Genomic DNA, 18109 nt, shown 5'->3' on the forward strand with positions numbered 1-18109 from the left:
CTGCGGCGACCGTGGTGGCGGTGAGCGTCAGGGTTGGGGGATCTGGCGGATATGGCTGGGAGTGCGCAGGCTGGGCCCCGATGACGGGGACTGCGGCCAGAACGGCAGAGGCTGCCGCGGTCGCCAAGGCGGCACGGCACTTCGATGACGCCGTCATCGCTTTCACGCTCCTCAAGTGCAATCAGGCGACGGCATGGTCCGACCCCGAGTCCGGTAGTGCATAGATAGCGCTGAACAGAGCTGCTTAGACATCTTTGGGAGATATAGCGCCTTATGGTGGATATGGATCACCGGACTGGCCGTCGGTTCCCCGGATGAGGCGACCGCAGTCGCCCGGTGTGCGCTATGCGGTTGGTCGGCCTGCGGCGGCACCCGCCCGCGCCGCACGTCCCGATCCCCTCTCTCCCCTTCTGGAGGGCGCGTGCCCCCGTTCCGTGTACTCGTGGTCTGCACCGGCAACCTCTACCGCTCTCCGCTCGCCGAGTCCCTGCTCAGGCATCAGCTGCTCGAGCATCGGCAGGTGATCCACGTGAGCAGTGCCGGCACCCGGGCCGTCGCGGGTGTGCCCGCGGCGGCCGCCGTCACGTCCTTCCTCGCCGGACGCGGCCTGCGGCCCTGCGGGGCGGGCTCCCGCCGGCTGACCGAGGGCCTGGTCGAGAACGCGGACCTGGTACTGGGTGCCGCGCGGGAGCATCGCGAGGCCGCCGTGCGACTCTCCCCGGTGCGTGCGTTGTCCCGTGCGTTCACCTTCCGTGAGTTCGTCCGGCTGGCGCGGCCCGAGGACGCCGCAGACACGCTGGATCCGGCCGCACGGTTTGCCGCCCTCGTGCGGGGCGCGGCCGCTCGCCGTGGTGCCGCGTCGACCCGTATGGGTGATGTGGACGTGAAGGACCCTCTTGGCCAGCCCCCGCCCCAAGTGCAGCAGTGCCTGGTTCAGATCGAGGAGGCCGTGGAGCGGATCGCCGCGCTCGTGCGGGCCGGCCGGCAGCCGTCCGTGCCGGCCGGCGGCCGGGCCGAGCCCGGGACGTGGCCGTAGCGGACCGCGGGGGTGACGTGCGGTGCGGACGCACCCGGCGGAGGCCCGAGCGGCGTGATGGGTGAAGGCGCCAACCTCGGCGTGCTCAATCTTGACGTGCTCATGGTGTGTCGGTTACCTGGAAGTGCGCGGTATGGATGGGAGCGCTCCCAACCGTTCCGGGGCCGCGCCTCCCCGAGAGGAAGCAGCCATGTTCCGCACTCTGCGAGGAGCGCTGTGCGTCGCCGCGGCGCTCCTGTTGCCCCTGGCCGGTGCCCAGTCGTCGGCACTCGCCGACGCCGACGCGCAGGCAGGCGCCGGCTACTGGCACACCAGTGGCCGGCAGATCCTGGACGCGGCCGGGCAGCCGGTCCGTATCGCCGGCATCAACTGGTTCGGCTTCGAGACCGGCAACCACGTCGTCCACGGCCTGTGGGCCCGCGACTACAAGAGCATGATCGACCAGATGAGGTCGCTCGGCTACAACACCCTGCGGATGCCCTACAGCGACGACATCCTCAAGCCCGGCACCATGCCGGACGGCATCAACACCGACGGCAAGAACACGGACCTGCGCGGTCTGACGTCCCTCCAGGTCCTGGACAGGATCGTCGCCTACGCGGGGCAGTCCGGCCTCAAGGTCGTCCTGGACCGCCACCGGCCCGACGCGGCGGGCCAGTCGGCCCTCTGGTACACCGCGGCGGTCCCCGAGTCGACGTGGATCGCGAACCTCAAGGCCCTGGCCGCGCGCTACAAGGGCAACTCCACCGTGATCGGCGTCGACCTGCACAACGAGCCCCACGACCCGGCCTGCTGGGGCTGCGGCGACACCTCCCGCGACTGGCGCCTGGCCGCTCAGCGCGCGGGCAACGCGGTGCTGTCGGTCAACCCCGACCTGCTGATCATGGTCGAGGGGGTGCAGTCGTTCAACGGCACGAACGGCTGGTGGGGCGGCAACCTCATGGGTGTGGCCCAGTACCCGGTCCAGCTGGATGTCCCTGACCGGCTGGTGTATTCGGCGCACGACTACGCGACCTCGGTGGCGCAGCAGCCCTGGTTCTCGGACCCGTCCTTCCCCGCCAACCTGCCGGGGATCTGGGACAAGTACTGGGGCTACGTCTTCAAGCAGAACATCGCCCCGGTGTGGCTGGGCGAGTTCGGTACGACCCTTCAGCCCTCGGCGGACCAGAAGTGGCTGGCCGAGCTGGTGAAGTACCTGCGCTCGACGTCGGCGTACGGCGCCGACGGCTTCCACTGGACGTTCTGGTCCTGGAACCCCAACTCCGGTGACACGGGCGGCATCCTGAAGGACGACTGGCAGACGGTCGACACGGTGAAGGACGCGTACCTGGCGTCCGTCAAGGCCCCCGCCTTCGGCACCGGCACCCCCGGCCCCGGTCCGGGCGGCCCCGGCGGTGCCACACCCGCCTGCACCGCCGCCTACTCCGTCAGCAGCGACTGGGGCGGCGGCTTCAACGCCGAGGTGAAGGTGAGCAACACGGGCGGCGTCCCCTTGAAGTCCTGGCAGGTGAGCTGGACTTGGAGCGGCTCCCAGAAGGTCACGAGCATGTGGAACGCCGGCCACACCCAGAGCGGGGCGACCGTCACGGCGGTCAACGCCGCGCACAACGGGAGTGTGCCGGTGGCGGGTTCGGCGAGCTTCGGCCTGGGCGGTGCGCCCGGGGGCGGGAGCGTGCCGAGCCTTCGGTGCACGGCCACGTGATCACGGCATGAGGCGGTACGCCCGGTACCCGCCGGGCGTACCCGGGGCGGCGCGACCTGTCCGGAATAGTCAGAACTCGCCCTTTCTGAAGGGTGCCTGAGAGCTGGCTATGACTCGATTCGGTCAAGTCTTGGTCGAATACGTACGTGTGAGGCGTGCTCTTCCGAAACGATGCGGCACGGCCCGTGTCACTCACGGGCCCGACCCCCCTCACCGTTGCGAGAGAACTCCATGAGAAGAAGCGCAGCCGTCCTGTGCGGCGCCACGGTCGTCCTGGCCGGGACGCTCACCGCAGTCCCCGCCAACGCCAGCGCGCCGCACTCCGCGAACACCGCCGCGGCCACCGCCGCGGCGAAGGTCGCATGGAAGAAGTGCGGGACCGACGACTCCCCGACGCTCCAGTGCGGATCCGTCAAGGTGCCGCTCGACTACGCGAAGCCGCGGGGCAGGCAGATCACGCTGGCGCTGTCCCGCGTGCCGCACACCGCGTCGAAGTCCCAGGGCCCCCTGCTGGTCAACCCCGGCGGCCCCGGCGGCAGCGGTCTGTCGCTGGCCTCGTTCGTCGCGTCCTCCCTGCCCAAGGAGGTCGCCGCCCAGTACGACGTGATCGGCTTCGACCCGCGCGGAGTGGGCGAGAGTCAGCCCGCCCTCGACTGCAAGCCGGGTCACTTCGACCCGGTCCGCCCCGACTCCGTGCCCAGCACGCCGGCGCTCGAGAAGGCCAACCTCGCACGCGCCAAGGCCTTCGCCAAGGCCTGCGGCACGAAGTACAAGGACGTCCTGCCGTACATCGACACGGTCAGCGCCGTGAAGGACATGGACTCCATCCGCAAGGCCCTCGGCGCGTCGAAGATCAACTACTTCGGCTACTCGTACGGCACCTACCTGGGCGCGGTCTACGGCAAGCTGTTCCCCGAGCGGGTGCGGCGCCTGGTGCTGGACTCGATCGTCGACCCGACCGGCGTCTGGTACGACGACAACATCCAGCAGGACTACGCCTTCGACAAGCGCCACAAGGCGCTCATGGCGTGGATAGCCAAGTACAACGGCACCTACAAGCTCGGCACCGACCCGAAGAAGATCGAGGCCAAGTGGTACGCCATGCGGGCGGCCCTGGCCAAGAAGCCCGCGGGCGGCAAGGTGGGCGCCTCCGAGCTGGAGGACATCTTCATACCCGGCGGCTACAACAACGCCTACTGGCCCACGCTCGCCCAGACGTTCGCGGCCTACGTCAACAACCATGACACCGCCGCGCTGGTCAAGGCCTACGACAACATCGCGGCGATCGACGCCTCCGGCGACAACGGCTACAGCGTCTACACCGCGGTGCAGTGCCGTGACGTGTCCTGGCCGCGCGACTGGCAGCAGTGGCGCAAGGACAACTGGGCGGTCTACGAGAAGGCGCCGTTCATGGTCTGGAACAACGCCTGGTACAACGCGCCGTGCGCGTTCTGGCCGACGAAGTCGCTGAAGCCGGTGAACGTCTCCAACAGCAAGCTCCCGCCGGTGCTGCTGTTCCAGGCGACGGACGACGCGGCCACCCCCTACCAGGGCGGTGTCACCATGCACCGGCTGCTGAAGGGCTCCAGCCTGGTGGTGGAGCAGGGCGGCGGCAACCACGGCATCACGCTGGGCGGCAACGCCTGCCTCGACAAGTACCTCGCCACGTACCTGACCAACGGCAAGGTCCCGCACGGCAACGGCGTGGCCGACGCGGTGTGCAAGAAGACCGCCGACCCGAAGCCGCAGCCGGCGGCGAAGAAGACGGCGAGCGCGACACAGCCCGCCGTCGCGGCGGCCGGCGACAGCCTGCGCGGGATCCTGGGGTTCGGGCGCTGAGTGCCCCGGTGACCCGGGCCTGACGGGACGACACGGGGGCGCCCGGCGACACTCGCCGGGCGCCCCTAGGCTGTCCGTCATGGGGGAGCGGATGAACAACGACATGGTGGATGTCCCGGCGGGGTCCGTCACGCTGTCCGACCGGCGGACCGGGCGCAGTTGGGCGGTCGAGGTCGCGTCGTTCCGGATGGCGGCGGTGCCGGTCACCCAGGCCCGGTACGCAGAGGTCACCGGCGAGCGTCCGAGCACGGCCCGGGGTGAACAACTGCCCGTCGAGGGCGTGTCCTGGTGGGACGCGGTCCGGTTCTGCAACACCCTGTCCCGGAGCGAGGGCCTGACCCCCGCCTACGAGGTGCGGCCCGGCGCCGGGACCGTCGACTGGGACACCACCGCCGACGGCTACCGGCTGCCGACCGAGGCCGAGTGGGAACACGCCTGCCGCGCCGGCGGCACCGGCCCCCGCTACGGCCCGCTCGACGAGATCGCCTGGTACCGCGGCAACGCCGGCGACCGCATCCACCCCGTGGGTGACAGGCGGCCCAACGCCTGGGGCCTGTACGACATGCTCGGCAACGTCTGGGACTGGTGCTGGGACCTCTACGACCCCGAGGTCTACGGCACCTACCGGGTACTGCGGGGCGGCGGCTGGTCCGACGAGCACTGGAGCTGCCGCGCCTCGGTGCGCCGCCGGAGCCATCCGACGTTCCGCATCGACGACGTGGGGTTCCGGGTGGCGCGCTCGACGCCGGCTGCCACGGGCGCGCGGCCGGCCTGAGCACGAGAGAGGGCGCCCCGCACGAGCGGGACGCCCTCGACACTCACGGACGCGAGAAGGTCAGAGCTTCTCGATCACGTAGTCGACGCACTTGGTGAGCGCCTCGATGTCCGCCGGGTCGATCGCCGGGAACATCGCGACGCGCAGCTGGTTGCGCCCCAGCTTGCGGTACGGCTCGGTGTCGACGATGCCGTTGGCGCGCAGCACCTTGGCGACGGCCGCGGCGTCGACCTCGTCGGTGAAGTCGATCGTGCCGATGACCTGCGAGCGCTTGGCCGGGTCGGTGACGAACGGGTTGGCGTACTTGATGTCCTCGGCCCAGCCGTAGAGCGTGCGGGCGGAGGTGGCGGTGCGCCGGACCGACCAGTCCAGGCCGCCCTGGCCGTTGATCCACTCCAGCTGCTGGTTCAGCAGGAAGAGGGTGGCCAGCGCGGGGGTGTTGTACGTCTGGTTCTTGCGGGAGTTGTCGATCGCCGTCGGCAGCGAGAAGAACTCCGGGACGTGGCGGCCGGACGCGTGGATGCGCTCCGCGCGCTCGATCGCGGCCGGGGAGAAGACGCCGATCCACAGGCCGCCGTCGGAGGCGAAGGACTTCTGCGGGGCGAAGTAGTAGACGTCGGTCTCGGAGACGTCGACGGGCAGGCCGCCGGCGCCGGAGGTGGCGTCCACGAGCACCAGGGCGCCCTCGTCGGCACCGGCCACGCGCTTGATCGGCATGGCGACACCGGTCGAGGTCTCGTTGTGGGTGAACGCGTAGACGTCCACGCCCGCCTGAGCGACCGCCTCGGGGTGGGTGCCCGGGTCCGAGGCGATGACGTCCGGCTCGGCCAGCCAGGGGGCCAGCTTGGCGGCCTTGGCGAACTTCGAGGAGAACTCGCCGAAGTTCAGGTGCTGCGACTTGTTCTCGATCAGGCCGTGCGTCGCGACGTCCCAGAACGCGGTGGAGCCGCCGTTGCCGAGGATCACCTCGTAGCCGTCGGGGAGCTGGAACAGCTCGCGAATGCCCTCGCGCACCTGGCCGACCAGGTTCTTGACGGGTGCCTGGCGGTGGGAGGTGCCCATGAGGGAGGTGCCGGTCGCGGCGAGGGCGTCCAGCGCCTCCGTCCGCACCTTGGAGGGACCCGCGCCGAAACGTCCGTCCGCGGGCTTGATGTCAGAGGGAATCCGGATCTCAGCCACGGAGGGGAGCGTAGCCGTTTCCAGAAACGTGGGCGAAACGTCGTCCGTCGGGTGAGACGGCATGTGGACGGGTCAGCACGGGGCCGGACCGGGCCAGACGGCCGAGGCGTCGTCGCGGTGCGGGTCCGGCAGCCGGAGGGGGCGCACCGCGACGGGCCGGACCCCGTCCTCGCCGGCGGCCGTCCAGGGGGCGGGGCGGCCGGAGTAGCACAGGGTGGTGAGGACGAAGACGCCGTCGGCGTAGACCTCGACGTACTCCCCGACGGTGAGGATGCGCAGTGAGGCCGCGGGTTCCGGCAGGAGGGTCTCGCCGAGCGGGGTGCCGTCGGGACCGGTGACCCGGAGGTTCTTGCCGTCGCAGCCGACCGTGAGCGCGGGCCGGTCCCCGTCGGAGACATGCGTGCGCAGGGTGACTTCGGTGCGTCCCGAGAGGTCGACGTCGCCGACCGCGTGCAGAGGGGCGTCGTAGGTCTGCTCGCCGAGCCACCGGTCCAGGCCGTGCCACCATTCGAGACGGGGCGCCGCGTCCCGCGGTACGACGAGGGACTTGGGCTGGGCGAGCATGCCGCGGCAGCGGTCACCGGTGTCGGTCAGGCCGACGCGGCGCGGGGTGGTGTGCAGCACGACACGGGAGCCGTCGGGGGCGGTGACGACGCGCGGGGCGTAGGCGCCCGTCGGGCCGAGCGGTCCGCGGCGGGTCCACGGGCCGCGCAGGCGCGGAGCGGTCCACGCCTCGAAGCCCCGGGTGGCGCCGATGGAGCCGAGCAGCAGCCAGCCGCCGTCGTCGAGGCGTTCCAGGACCGGGCACTCGAACTCGTCGACGTCGCCGGGGGAGACGAGCGGCGGGTGGACCGTCCAGTGCTCCAGGTCGTCGGAGGTCGCCCAGGCGACGCACCCGCTGACCTCGACCGGCAGGGAGGCGTCGGCGGCGCAGATCAGCATGACCCAGCCGTCGGACTCGTCGTCGCGTACGACGAAGGGGTCGCGCCAGCCCATGCGTTCGCCGGTGCGGTACCAGCGCCCGTCCGCCTCGACGACCGGTCCGGTGCCGTGGCGGCGCCAGCCGGTGCCGTCCGTGCGGTCGGAGTGGGCCAGGCCGACCGACTGCAGGGGCCAGCCGCCCGGGGTGAGCCCGGAGACGGCGGTGTAGAGCATCGCCATACCGGTGCCGTGCGGGAAGGCGTGCATGGTCCACACCGCCTGCTGGTCGAAGCGGCCCGGCAGGCCGTTGCCGAAGGCCGTGCCCTGGGGTTCCCAGTGGACCAGGTCGGTGGAGGTGGCCCGGCCGTAGGAGGTCTCCATGCGCAGGTGGTCGAACTCGGCCGTCCACGGGCCCTGGAGGTGCAGCGCGGTGTAGGTGCCGTCCGCGTGGCGCAGGAGGTCGAAGTCGTTCACGCAGAGGCCGGGCGGCGCGTATCGCATGGACAGGTCCTGTCTGCCGACAGCGGCACTCAAACGTGTGCGCTGTGCTCGTGCTGGTGGGAGTTCCTCTGAGAGTCAGCCGAAGTAAATCCGAACGCAAACGCTTGCGCAACCGCAGGTGCGGGTTTACGGTCTCGTCACTCCCTCACACGCCGATGTGTTCCGGACGACTCCGGTACACACGGCGTGCACCCGATCTAGGAGCGTCCCGTGACGGTCAGCATCACCGATGTCGCCGAGGCCACCGGGGTCTCGGCGTCCACCGTGTCCCGCGCCCTGCGCGGTCGTCCCGGCGTGTCGGAGGAGATGCGGGCCCGGATCGTCGCGGCCGCCGCGGACCTGGGCTACACCGCCTCGCGCTCGGCCTCCAGCCTGGCAAGCGGACGCACCTGCACCATCGGCGTCGTCGTCCCGTACGTCGGCCGCTGGTTCTTCGGCACCGTGCTGGACGCCGCCGAGAAGGTCTTCAGCGCCGCCGGCTACGACGTCCTGCTGTACAACCTCGGCTCACCCGAGGCCCGTAAGCGCTTCTTCACCAAGCTGCCGATCCGCAAGCGGGTCGACGCCGTGCTGTCCCTGCTGATCCCCGACCCGGAGGAGGCCGCCGCCCTGCGGTCCCTGGACGTGCCGCTGGCGACCACGGTCGGCGGCGCCCGGCCCGGCTTCACGGTGGTCGGCATCGACGACCGGGGCGGCGCGGAGAGCGCCGTACGGCACCTGGTGAACCTCGGCCACCGGCGGATCGGCATGATCTCCGGCGCCAGCGAGCCGCTGCACTGGACCACGCCCCTCGACCGCCGGCAGGGCTACCTGGACGTGCTCGCCGACTCCGGGATCGAGCCCGACCCCGCCCTGGAGGCGGACGGCGGCTACACGGTCGAGGGCGGTGAGCGGGCCATGACCGAACTGCTGGCGCTGCGCCAGCCGCCGACCGCCGTGTTCGCCCAGTCCGACGAGATGGCGATGGGCGCCCTGCGCGCCCTGCGCCGGCACCGGCTGCGGGTCCCGGAGGACGTGTCCGTGGTCGGCTTCGACGATCACGAGCTGTCCGAGGTGGTCGGGCTGACCACCGTGGCCCAGCCGGTCGCGGCGCAGGGCCGGGAGGCGGCCCGGCTGCTGCTCGCGCAGCTCGACGAGCCGGACGCCGGGCCGCCGCGCCCCGTCGAGATGCCCATCCGCTTCATCCTCCGCGAGACCACCGCCCCGCCGCGCACCGGCCGGCAGCGCTAGCCCCGCATCCTCCCCGGCTCCCCTCAGCTCCCCCCTCCCCTCCCCTCTCCTCCCCACCGTCCGCGCACCCACCGCACACCCCGCTCGGAGGCACCACCATGATCACCGGCCACGGAAGACACCGCCGTACGGGCCTGACGGCCCTCGCCCTGCTGCCGCTGGCCGCACTGGCCGCCTGTGGCGGCGGGAGCGGCGGCAGCGACACCTCCGCCGAGGAGGGCAGCGGCAAGGGCACCATCAGCGTCTGGGCCCACCAGGGCCAGGCGAGCGAGGCGACCGCGCTGCAGAACGCGGTGAAGTCCTTCAACTCCTCGCAGAGCGACGTCAAGGCCGAGCTGAAGCTCATACCGGAGAAGGACTACACGAAGACCATCACCGCCACCGACGCCTCCGAACTGCCGGACGTGCTGGAGTTCGACGGCCCGACGATGGCGAACTTCGTCTACAACAGCAAGCTCGCCCCGGTCGACGGCCATGTCTCCGCCAAGACCCTCGCCAACGCCACCGACGCGATCAAGGCGCAGGGCGAGATCGACGGCAAGCACTACGGCCTGGGCATGTTCGACGCCGGGCTCGGTCTGTACGCCAACAAGAAGCTGCTGGACGCGGCCGGCGTGACGTACCCGAAGAGCGTGGACGACGCCTGGACGGCCGAGGAGTTCGGCAAGGCCCTCAAGGCGCTGAAGGGCAAGGACGCCGACGGCAAGGTCCTCGACATATCGGAGCAGTACGGCCTGGCCTCCGAGTGGGGAACCTTCGGCTTCTCCCCGATCGCCTGGTCGGCCGGCGGCGGCCTGCTGAAGAACGGCAAGGCCGAGGGCGCCCTCGACAGCCCCAAGACCGTCTCCGCGATGAAGACCTTCCAGTCCTGGAAGCCCTATGTCGACCCCAACACCGACGGCAACGCCTTCGCCAAGGGCAAGGTGGCGCTGAGCTGGGTCGGACACTGGAACTACCCCGCCTACAGCGAGGCCCTCGGTGACGACCTCGCCGTACTGCCGCTGCCGGACTTCGGCAACGGTCCCAAGACCGGACAGGGTTCGTGGGCGTGGGGCATCGGCGCCGACAGCAAGAACGGCAAGGCCGCCGGCACCTTCCTGGACTACCTGCTGAACGACACCAACGTCGGCGCCATGACGAAGGCCAACGGCGCGGTGCCCGCCACCAAGTCGGCCCTCGCCAAGAGCGAGCTGTACAAGAAGGGCGGCCCGCTCCAGCTCTTCGCCGACCAGTTGGCCAAGCCGTGCGGCGACAGTGACATCACCTCCTCCTGCGTCGCCGTCACCCGCCCGGTGACCGCCGGATACCCCACCGTCACCGCCAAGTTCAACACGGCCCTCAACTCGATCTACGGCGGCGCCGACCCCGGGGAAGCCCTGCGGAAGGCCGCCCGCGCCATCGACCGGGACTTCACCGACAACGCCGGCTACGAGATCCCGTAACCCGCAGGACGCATCGGCCCGGGCGGGCCGTCGGTGACGTGGTGCCGCTGCGACGCGGTCCGCGTGCCGGCCGGGCCCGCCCCGCCGGGAAGAGGACCCCTCCCGTGAAAACCGTGGAATCCGCGCAGGCCGCGGGCCCAGACCGGGCGCAGGCCGTCTCGTCCGCATCCCCCGCCAAGCCCCCGCGTGCCGCGCGCGGCAACCGTGACCGGCTGCACGGGCTGCTGATGTCCGCCCCGGCCGTCGTCGGGCTGATCGCCTTCGTCGGCATCCCGTTCGGCTACGCCGTGGTGCTCTCCTTCTGCAACGTCCGCCTCGGCTCGCCGCTGGAGCCGGCCTTCTTCGGCGTGGAGCACTACCGGCGGCTGTTCACCGACCCCGACCTGTCCGGCCCGTTCCTGCGGGCGCTGCTGAACAACCTGACCTTCGCCGCGGTCGTCGTACCGCTCCAGACGGGGCTGGCGCTGGCGCTGGCGATCCTGCTCAACCGCAAGCTGAAGGCGATCGGCCTGTTCCGGTCCTTCTTCTTCATGCCGGTGGTCTTCCCCATGGCGCTGGTCGCCGTGATCTGGCGGCTGATCCTCGCCCGCAGCGAGCAGGGCATGCTCAACTCACTGCTGGACACCGTGAGTTTCGGCAACTGGGGCGCCTTCGACTGGCTCGGTGACGGCCTCACCGCGATGGGCTCGATCATCGTGCTGTCGGTGTGGCAGGGCGTCGGCTTCCAGATGGTCATCCTGCTCGCCGGCCTCCAGCAGATCCCGGGCGAGCTCTACGAGGCCTCCGAGCTGGACCGGGCCTCGCGCTGGCAGCAGTTCCGGCACGTCACCCTGCCCGGCATCCGCGGCACCCTGGTGTTCGTCGCGATGCTGACCTCGGTGCTGTCCTTCCGGGTCTTCGACCAGGTGTACGTCCTCATCCGCGGCGGCGGCCTGGACGAGGACGCCACCCGCACCGTGATGTACCAGGCCGTCACCACGGCCTTCGACCAGAACGACATCGGCCAGGCCTCCGCCGTCACGGTGGTGTTCTTCCTGATCGTCGTCGCCCTGACCATCGTCCAGCGCCGCGTCGTCCGGCCCGACAACGAGGACTGACCCACCCATGGCCATGACCCGTACGCCCGTGCGCCGCGTCCTCGACTACACCGTCCTGAGCGTCCTGGCGTTCGTCTTCGCCCTCCCCGCGCTCTACCTCTTCCTCGGCAGCCTCAAGCCGTCCGACGAGGTCCTGAACGGCCTGTCCGGCTTCCTGCCCACCCACCTGTCCTTCGACAACTACACAGCCGTCCTCGACAGCCTGAACTCCGACAGCACCGGCTACTTCTGGCAGTTCATGGGCGTGTCGGTGCTGCTGTCGTTCGTGGTGGTGACGGGCGGGCTGATCGTCAACTCGATGGCGGCCTACGGACTGACGCGGCTGAAGTGGCGCGGGCAGAACGCGGTGTTCACCCTCGTCCTGCTGCTGATGCTGATCCCGTTCGAGTCGGTGGCGGTGCCGCTGTTCTACATGTTCAACGGCCAGCGCAACACGCTGCTCGTCCAGGCGCTGCCGTTCGTCGCCAACGCCTTCGCGATCTACCAGTTCCACACGTTCTTCAAGAAGATCCCGACGAGCATCGAGGAGGCGGCCCGGCTGGACGGCGCGGGCCCCTGGCGCACCTTCTTCGCGATCATCGTGCCGATGTCCAGGCCGGTGTTCGCCTCGGTCGCGATCCTCACCTTCCTCATCCAGTGGGGCTCCTTCCTGTGGCCGGTGCTGATGGTGTCCGACCCGTCCGTGCGCCCCCTGCCGCTGGAGATGAGCGTCTTCCAGGGGCAGCAGCCGCCGGACTGGGGCCAGATCCTCGCCTTCGGAGTCCTGCTGGTGCTGCCCGTGCTGATCGTCTTCGCGTTCTTCCAGCGCTGGTTCGTGGAGGGCGTGGCGAGCTCCGCGGTCAAGGGCTAGGGGCCGTCACCGTCAGTGGCCGGATGCATCCTGGACGCATGACGGATCTCGAAGCGGAGCTGCGTGCCGTCGTCCGGGGCGAGGTCGGGTTCGACGTCACGTCCCGGGCGCTGACGACCATGGACGCGTCCAACTACCGGCGGGTCCCGGCCGGCGTGGTCGCTCCGCGTGACGCCGACGACGTGACGGCGGTGCTCGCGGTGTGCCGGGAGCGAGGCGTGCCCGTGGTCGCCCGCGGCGGGGGCACGTCCATCGCCGGGCAGGCCACCGGCACCGGTGTCGTCCTGGACTTCACCCGGCACATGAACCGGCTGGTCGCCCTCGACGCCGAGGCGCGGACGGCCGTGGTGCAGCCGGGGCTGGTGCTCGACCGGCTCCAGGAGGCCGCCGCCCCGCACGGCCTGCGCTTCGGGCCCGACCCGTCCACGCACAGCCGCTGCACCCTCGGCGGCATGATCGGCAACAACTCGTGCGGCTCACACTCCGTGGCGTGGGGGACGACCGCGGACAGCGTGCGGGAACTGGACGTCGTCACCGCGCGGGGCGGGCGGCTGCGGCTCGGGAGGGACTGGGCCGGGGCGCCGGACGGGCTGCGGGAACTGGCCGAGGGGGAACTCGCCCGGCTGCGCACCGGCTTCCCGGAGCTGCCCCGCCGCATCTCCGGATACGCGCTGGACGCCCTGCTGCCGGAGAACGGCTCCGACGTGGCCCGCTCCTTCTGCGGTTCCGAGGGCACGCTCGGCGTCCTGACGGAGGCCGTCGTACGCCTCGTCGAGGCGCCACGCGCGCGTGCACTGGCCGTGCTGGGCTACGCCGACGAGAGCGCTGCGGCCGAGGCGGCGGCCGGGCTGCTGCCGTTCGGGCCGCTGACGGTGGAGGGCATGGCGGCGGACCTGGTGCCGTCCACGGCCGCACTGCCGCGGGGCGGGGCCTGGCTGTTCGTGGAGACCGGCGGGGAGTCGGCGGGGGAGGCACGCGCGCGTGCGGAGGCGATCGTGCGGGCCGCCGACGTCGTGGACGCGCTCGTGGTCACCGACCCGGCCGGGCAGCGGGCGCTGTGGCGGATCCGGGAGGACGCGAGCGGTACGGCGACGCGCATGCCCGACGGGACCGAGGCGTGGCCGGGCTGGGAGGACTGCGCGGTGCCACCCGCCCGGCTCGGGGCGTACCTGCGGGACTTCCGGGCGCTGATGGCGGCGCACGGGCTGCGCGGCACGCCGTACGGGCACTTCGGGGACGGCTGCATCCACGTCCGGATCGACTTCGACCTGCTGACGGCCCCCGGCGTCGCCCGGTTCCGCCGCTTCTCGGAAGAACTCGCGGAGCTGGTGGTGGCGCACGGCGGGTCGCTGTCCGGGGAGCACGGCGACGGGCAGGCGCGGGCGGAGCTGCTGCCGAGGATGTACGGCTCCGAGATGGTCGGCCTCTTCGAGCAGGTCAAGGGCGTGTGGGACCCGGACGACCTGCTCAACCCCGGGATGCTCGTCCGCCCCGCGCCGCTGGACAGCGGCCTGCGCTTCTCCGTCCTGCCCCGCGAACCGGTTGACGTGGCCTTCGGCTACCCCGCCGACGGCGGCGACTTCTCGGCGGCGGTGCGGCGCTGCGTGGGCGTCGCCAAGTGCCGTACGACCTCGGTGTCCGGCTCGGGCGTCATGTGCCCGTCCTTCCGGGCGACGGGCGCGGAGGAGCACTCCACGCGCGGTCGGGCCCGGCTGCTGCACGAGATGCTCGCCGGTGAGGTGGTCACGGACGGCTGGCGCTCGGAGGAGGTCCGGGACGCGCTGGACCTGTGCCTGTCCTGCAAGGGCTGCCGGTCGGACTGCCCGGTCGGGGTCGACATGGCCACGTACAAGGCGGAGTTCCTGCACCGGCACTACGCCGGCCGGCGCCGGCCCGCCGCGCACCACGCCCTGGGACGGTTGCCGGTGTGGCTGCGGGCGGTGTCCCGTACGCGCACGGCGTGGCTGGTCAACGCGCTGTCCGCGGTACCGCCCCTGGCCCGGGTGGCGAAGCGGCTGGGCGGTCTCGCGCCGGAACGGGAAATTCCGCGGCTGGCGACGCGGACGTTCAGCGGGTGGTGGGAGCGGCGCAGGGCCGGGGGCGGCGGTGGTGGCGAGTCCGCTCATGGCGGTGCCGGAGGCGTAGGGCAGGGGCCGCTCGTCGTCCTGTGGCCCGACACCTTCACCGAGCACCTCTCGCCGGCCGTGGGACAGGCCGCCGTGCGGGTGCTGGAGGCGGCCGGGCTGCGGGTGGCGTTGCCGCCGACGCTGCGACTGGAGAAGCCACCGGTGGGCGACGGCAGGACGGTCGCCCTCGATCCGCTGTCCCTGCTGCGTGGCCGGGGGCGCGTCTGCTGCGGGCTGACGTACGTGTCGACGGGGCAGCTCGACCGGGCCCGGGCCGTCATGCGCCGCACGCTCGACCTGATGGAACCGGTCCTGGAGACCGATGCCCCGGTCGTCGTCCTGGAGCCGAGCTGCGCAGCGGCCCTGCGCACGGACGTCCCCGAGCTGTTGCACGACGACCCGCGCGCGGCCCGCCTCGCCGCGAAGGTCCTCACCTTCGCCGAGACGCTGGAGCGCCACGCCCCCGGCTGGACGCCGCCGCGTGTGGACCGTCCGGTGGCCGGGCAGACCCACTGCCACCAGCATGCCGTGCTGGGCGACGCCGCCGACCGCCGGCTGCGGGAAGCGGCCCTGCTCACCGGTGAACTGAGCGGCGGCTGCTGCGGCCTGGCGGGCAACTTCGGCTTCGAGAGGGGGCACTTCGAGGTGTCCACCGCCTGCGCCGAGGAACAGCTCCTGCCGTCGGTGCGGGACGCCCCGGAGGACACCGTGGTCCTCGCGGACGGCTACTCCTGCCGCACCCAGCTGGAGCAGCTGGCGGGCGTGCGCGGCAGGCACCTGGCGGAGGTGCTGGCCGAGGCGCTCGACGGGCACCCCGGGCGCGACGGGACGTGAGGCGTTCGGGCGACGGGGTGGGCGGGTCCGTGTGGTGAGGCGTTCGGGCGACGGGGTGGGCGGGCCTGTGTGGTGAGGCGTTCGGGCGACGGGGTGGGCGGGCCTGTGTGGTGAGGCGTTCGGGCGACGGGGTGGGCGGGCCTGTGTGGTGAGGCGTTCGGGCGACGGGGTGGGCGGGTCCGTGTGGTGAGGCGTTCGGGCCACGGGGCCGGTAGATGCGAGTGTCTGAGCCGGGGGCGGGCCGACGCCGCTCCTAGGCTCGCGGAACCAGTCACCGCCCGCCGAGGGCCGCTGCTCGAAGGAGCCCGCGCATGAGCGTCCGCGTCCAGCCGATCACCCGTGACGAGCACCTCGCGTTCGTCACGGCCCGCCCCTCCGTCAGCCACACCCAGGTGCCGTCCTGGGGCGAGGTGAAGCCCGACTGGAAGGCGGAAAGCCTCGGCTGGTTCGACGACGGCGGGCAGCTCGTCGGCGCGGGACTGGTGCTGCTGCGTCCCTTGCCCGGGCCGCGGCTGCCCGGACTGCCGCGCTACTTCGCGTACCTGCCCGAAGGCCCTCTCCTCGACTGGCACGAACCCGGCCTCGACCGCCTCCTGGAGCCGATGCTCGCCCACCTGAGACGGCGGGGCGCCTTCGCGGTGCGGATGGGCCCGCCGGTCGTGGTGCGCCGCTGGAGCGCCGACGCGGTCAAGACCGCGATCGCCGACCCGGCCGCCCGGCGGCTGCGCGACGTGCGGGCGACGTCGTACGAACCCCGGGCCGCCCAGGTCGCGAACCATCTGCGCCGCATGGGCTGGCGGCAGACCCGGGCCACCGGCGAGGACGGCTTCGCCGCCGGGCAGCCCCGGTACGTCTTCCAGGTGCCGTTCGCCGGCCGGTCGCTGGAGGACATCCACAACGGCCTGAACCAGCAGTGGCGCCGCAACATCAAGAAGGCGGAGAAGGCCGGGGTGAAGGTCGTGCGCGGCGACCTGGAGGACCTGCCGGCCTTCCACGAGCTGTACAGCGAGACCGCCGAGCGGGACCGCTTCATCCCGCGCCCGCTGCCGTACTTCCAGCGCATGTGGCGCGCGCTCACCGCCGAACACCCCGACCGGATGCGGCTCTACCTCGCCTACCACGACGGCGAGGTGCTCGCCGCGGCCACCATGCTGACCGTCGGCGACCACGTCTGGTACTCCTACGGCGCCTCCACCAGCCGCCGCCGCGAGGTCCAGCCGAGCAGCGCCGTGCAGTGGCGCATGATGACCGACGCGCACGCACTCGGCGCCGCCGTCTACGACCTGCGCGGCATCACCGACACCCTGGAGGAGTCCAGCCACCTGCTGGGCCTGCTCCGCTTCAAGGTGGGCACCGGTGGCGAGGCCGTGGAGTACCTCGGCGAATGGGACTACCCGCTCAACCGGCTGCTCCACAGGGCGTTCGACCTCTACCTCTCCCGGCGGTGACGTCTCACGCCCTGGGACAGAGGCAAAAGGGGTTCACGCACCTGACGGAGTCCATTACCCTGGACTGTGCAGTGCATCGGGATGCACATTGAGTGTGTCCGGGTGTACGCACCGCACACGCGCACCACCCGGACCCCGCCCCGCCGAGCCCAGGACCCGCCCGTGACCACGCCGGAGACCACCGCCACACCCCAGCCCACGACCGGTGCCGCCGCCCCCGCGGCCGGCCCGGGCCGTCTCGGCTCGCTCGGACCCGTGGGCCTGGTGCTCGCGGGCGGGATCTCCGTGCAGTTCGGCGGCGCCCTGGCGGTGACGCTGATGCCCAGGGCCGGTGCCCTCGGAGTCGTGGCGTTGCGCCTGCTGGTGGCGGCCGTCGTCCTGCTCCTGGTCTGCCGGCCGCGGCTGCGCGGCCACTCGCGCACCGACTGGGGCACGGTGGTCGTCTTCGGCATCACCATGGCCGCGATGAACGGCCTCTTCTACCAGGCCGTCGCGCGCATTCCGCTGGGCCCCGCGGTCACGCTGGAGGTCCTCGGCCCGCTCGCCCTCTCGGTCCTCGCCTCCCGCCGCGCGATCAACGTCGTCTGGGCGGCGCTGGCCCTCACCGGCGTCTTCCTCCTCGGCGGCGGAGGCTTCGACGGTCTCGACCCCACCGGTGCGGCCTTCGCCCTGGGGGCCGGCGCCATGTGGGCGGCCTACATCGTCTTCAGCGCCCGTACGGGCCGCCGCTTCCCGCAGGCGGACGGGCTGGCGCTGGCGATGGCGGTGGGGGCGGTGCTGTTCCTGCCGCTGGGCATCGCCGAGTCGGGTACGAAGCTGCTCGACCCGGTGACCCTGGGCCTGGGCGCGGCGGTCGCCCTGCTCTCCTCGGTCCTGCCCTACACCCTCGAACTCCTCGCCCTGCGCCGCCTGCCCGCCTCCACCTTCGCGATCCTGATGAGCCTCGAACCGGCCATCGCCGCGACGGCCGGCTTCCTCATCCTCGACCAGGCCCTCAGCGCCGCCGAGGCCGCCGCGATCGCCCTCGTCGTCGCGGCGAGCATGGGGGCGGTGCGTACCCAGGTGGTGCCGGGGCGGAGGAAGAAGGCCGCGCTGGAGAGCACGGGCCTGGAGGGCTGACCGGCCGCCG

Annotated in this window: 13 protein-coding genes; 11 read left to right on the forward strand and 2 right to left on the reverse strand. The window is 71.9% G+C overall.

Annotation, left to right across the window (positions count from 1 at the left end; translation table 11 throughout):
• The first annotated feature begins 421 nt into the window (after positions 1–421).
• The 4 genes from AB0937_RS10840 to AB0937_RS10855 all read left to right on the forward strand — a co-directional run bounded on the left by AB0937_RS10840 (position 422) and on the right by AB0937_RS10855 (position 5352).
• Positions 422–1036 (forward strand): low molecular weight phosphatase family protein, encoded by a 615-nt coding sequence (locus AB0937_RS10840; protein ID WP_366710928.1) that lies wholly within the window; start codon positions 422–424, stop codon positions 1034–1036.
• Positions 1037–1226: 190 nt separating this feature from the next.
• A complete protein-coding gene (locus AB0937_RS10845; RefSeq protein ID WP_366710929.1) occupies positions 1227–2738 on the forward strand; it encodes a cellulase family glycosylhydrolase in 1512 nt (503 codons plus the stop codon).
• Positions 2739–2969: 231 nt separating this feature from the next.
• Positions 2970–4577 (forward strand): alpha/beta hydrolase, encoded by a 1608-nt coding sequence (locus AB0937_RS10850; RefSeq protein ID WP_366710930.1) that lies wholly within the window; start codon positions 2970–2972, stop codon positions 4575–4577.
• 79 nt (positions 4578–4656) lie between these two features.
• Positions 4657–5352 carry an SUMF1/EgtB/PvdO family nonheme iron enzyme gene (locus AB0937_RS10855; RefSeq protein ID WP_366710932.1) on the forward strand — a complete coding sequence of 232 codons (696 nt, stop codon included), beginning with the start codon at positions 4657–4659 and terminating at the stop codon, positions 5350–5352.
• Between the two features lie 60 nt (positions 5353–5412).
• On the opposite strand, the gene serC is transcribed toward AB0937_RS10855, so the two are convergent.
• Both serC and AB0937_RS10865 read right to left on the reverse strand, forming a co-directional pair.
• On the reverse strand, positions 5413–6531 hold the full coding sequence (serC, locus tag AB0937_RS10860) for a phosphoserine transaminase (protein ID WP_366710934.1): 1119 nt from the start codon (positions 6529–6531) through the stop codon (positions 5413–5415).
• A 72-nt stretch (positions 6532–6603) separates the two neighbouring features.
• On the reverse strand, positions 6604–7953 hold the full coding sequence (locus tag AB0937_RS10865; protein ID WP_366710936.1) for a mucin-1: 1350 nt from the start codon (positions 7951–7953) through the stop codon (positions 6604–6606).
• A gap of 210 nt (positions 7954–8163) precedes the next feature.
• Between AB0937_RS10865 and AB0937_RS10870 the strand changes: the two genes are divergently transcribed.
• The 7 genes from AB0937_RS10870 (at position 8164) to AB0937_RS10900 (ending at position 18099) form a co-directional block, all read left to right on the forward strand.
• Complete coding sequence (locus AB0937_RS10870) at positions 8164–9183, forward strand: LacI family DNA-binding transcriptional regulator (protein ID WP_366710938.1); 1020 nt, start codon at positions 8164–8166, stop codon at positions 9181–9183.
• Positions 9184–9281: 98 nt separating this feature from the next.
• Entirely contained in the window at positions 9282–10625 is a 1344-nt protein-coding gene (locus AB0937_RS10875; protein ID WP_366710940.1) for a sugar ABC transporter substrate-binding protein, read from the forward strand.
• A 104-nt stretch (positions 10626–10729) separates the two neighbouring features.
• Positions 10730–11722: a sugar ABC transporter permease gene (locus tag AB0937_RS10880; protein WP_366710942.1), complete on the forward strand. Its 993-nt coding sequence runs from the start codon at positions 10730–10732 to the stop codon at positions 11720–11722.
• Positions 11723–11729: 7 nt separating this feature from the next.
• The gene (locus AB0937_RS10885; RefSeq protein WP_366710943.1) at positions 11730–12572 is read left to right on the forward strand and encodes a carbohydrate ABC transporter permease; all 843 of its coding nucleotides are present in this window, start codon (positions 11730–11732) and stop codon (positions 12570–12572) included.
• 38 nt (positions 12573–12610) lie between these two features.
• Positions 12611–15532: an FAD-binding and (Fe-S)-binding domain-containing protein gene (locus tag AB0937_RS10890; RefSeq protein WP_366710945.1), complete on the forward strand. Its 2922-nt coding sequence runs from the start codon at positions 12611–12613 to the stop codon at positions 15530–15532.
• A gap of 311 nt (positions 15533–15843) precedes the next feature.
• Entirely contained in the window at positions 15844–16980 is a 1137-nt protein-coding gene (locus AB0937_RS10895; protein WP_366710946.1) for a peptidoglycan bridge formation glycyltransferase FemA/FemB family protein, read from the forward strand.
• A 162-nt stretch (positions 16981–17142) separates the two neighbouring features.
• Positions 17143–18099, forward strand: coding sequence for an EamA family transporter (locus AB0937_RS10900; RefSeq protein WP_366710947.1), 957 nt, complete (start codon positions 17143–17145; stop codon positions 18097–18099).
• Positions 18100–18109 lie beyond the last annotated feature (10 nt).

The sequence above is a fragment of the Streptomyces sp. NPDC047880 genome, from assembly GCF_040706515.1.
Lineage (GTDB): Bacteria > Actinomycetota > Actinomycetes > Streptomycetales > Streptomycetaceae > Streptomyces.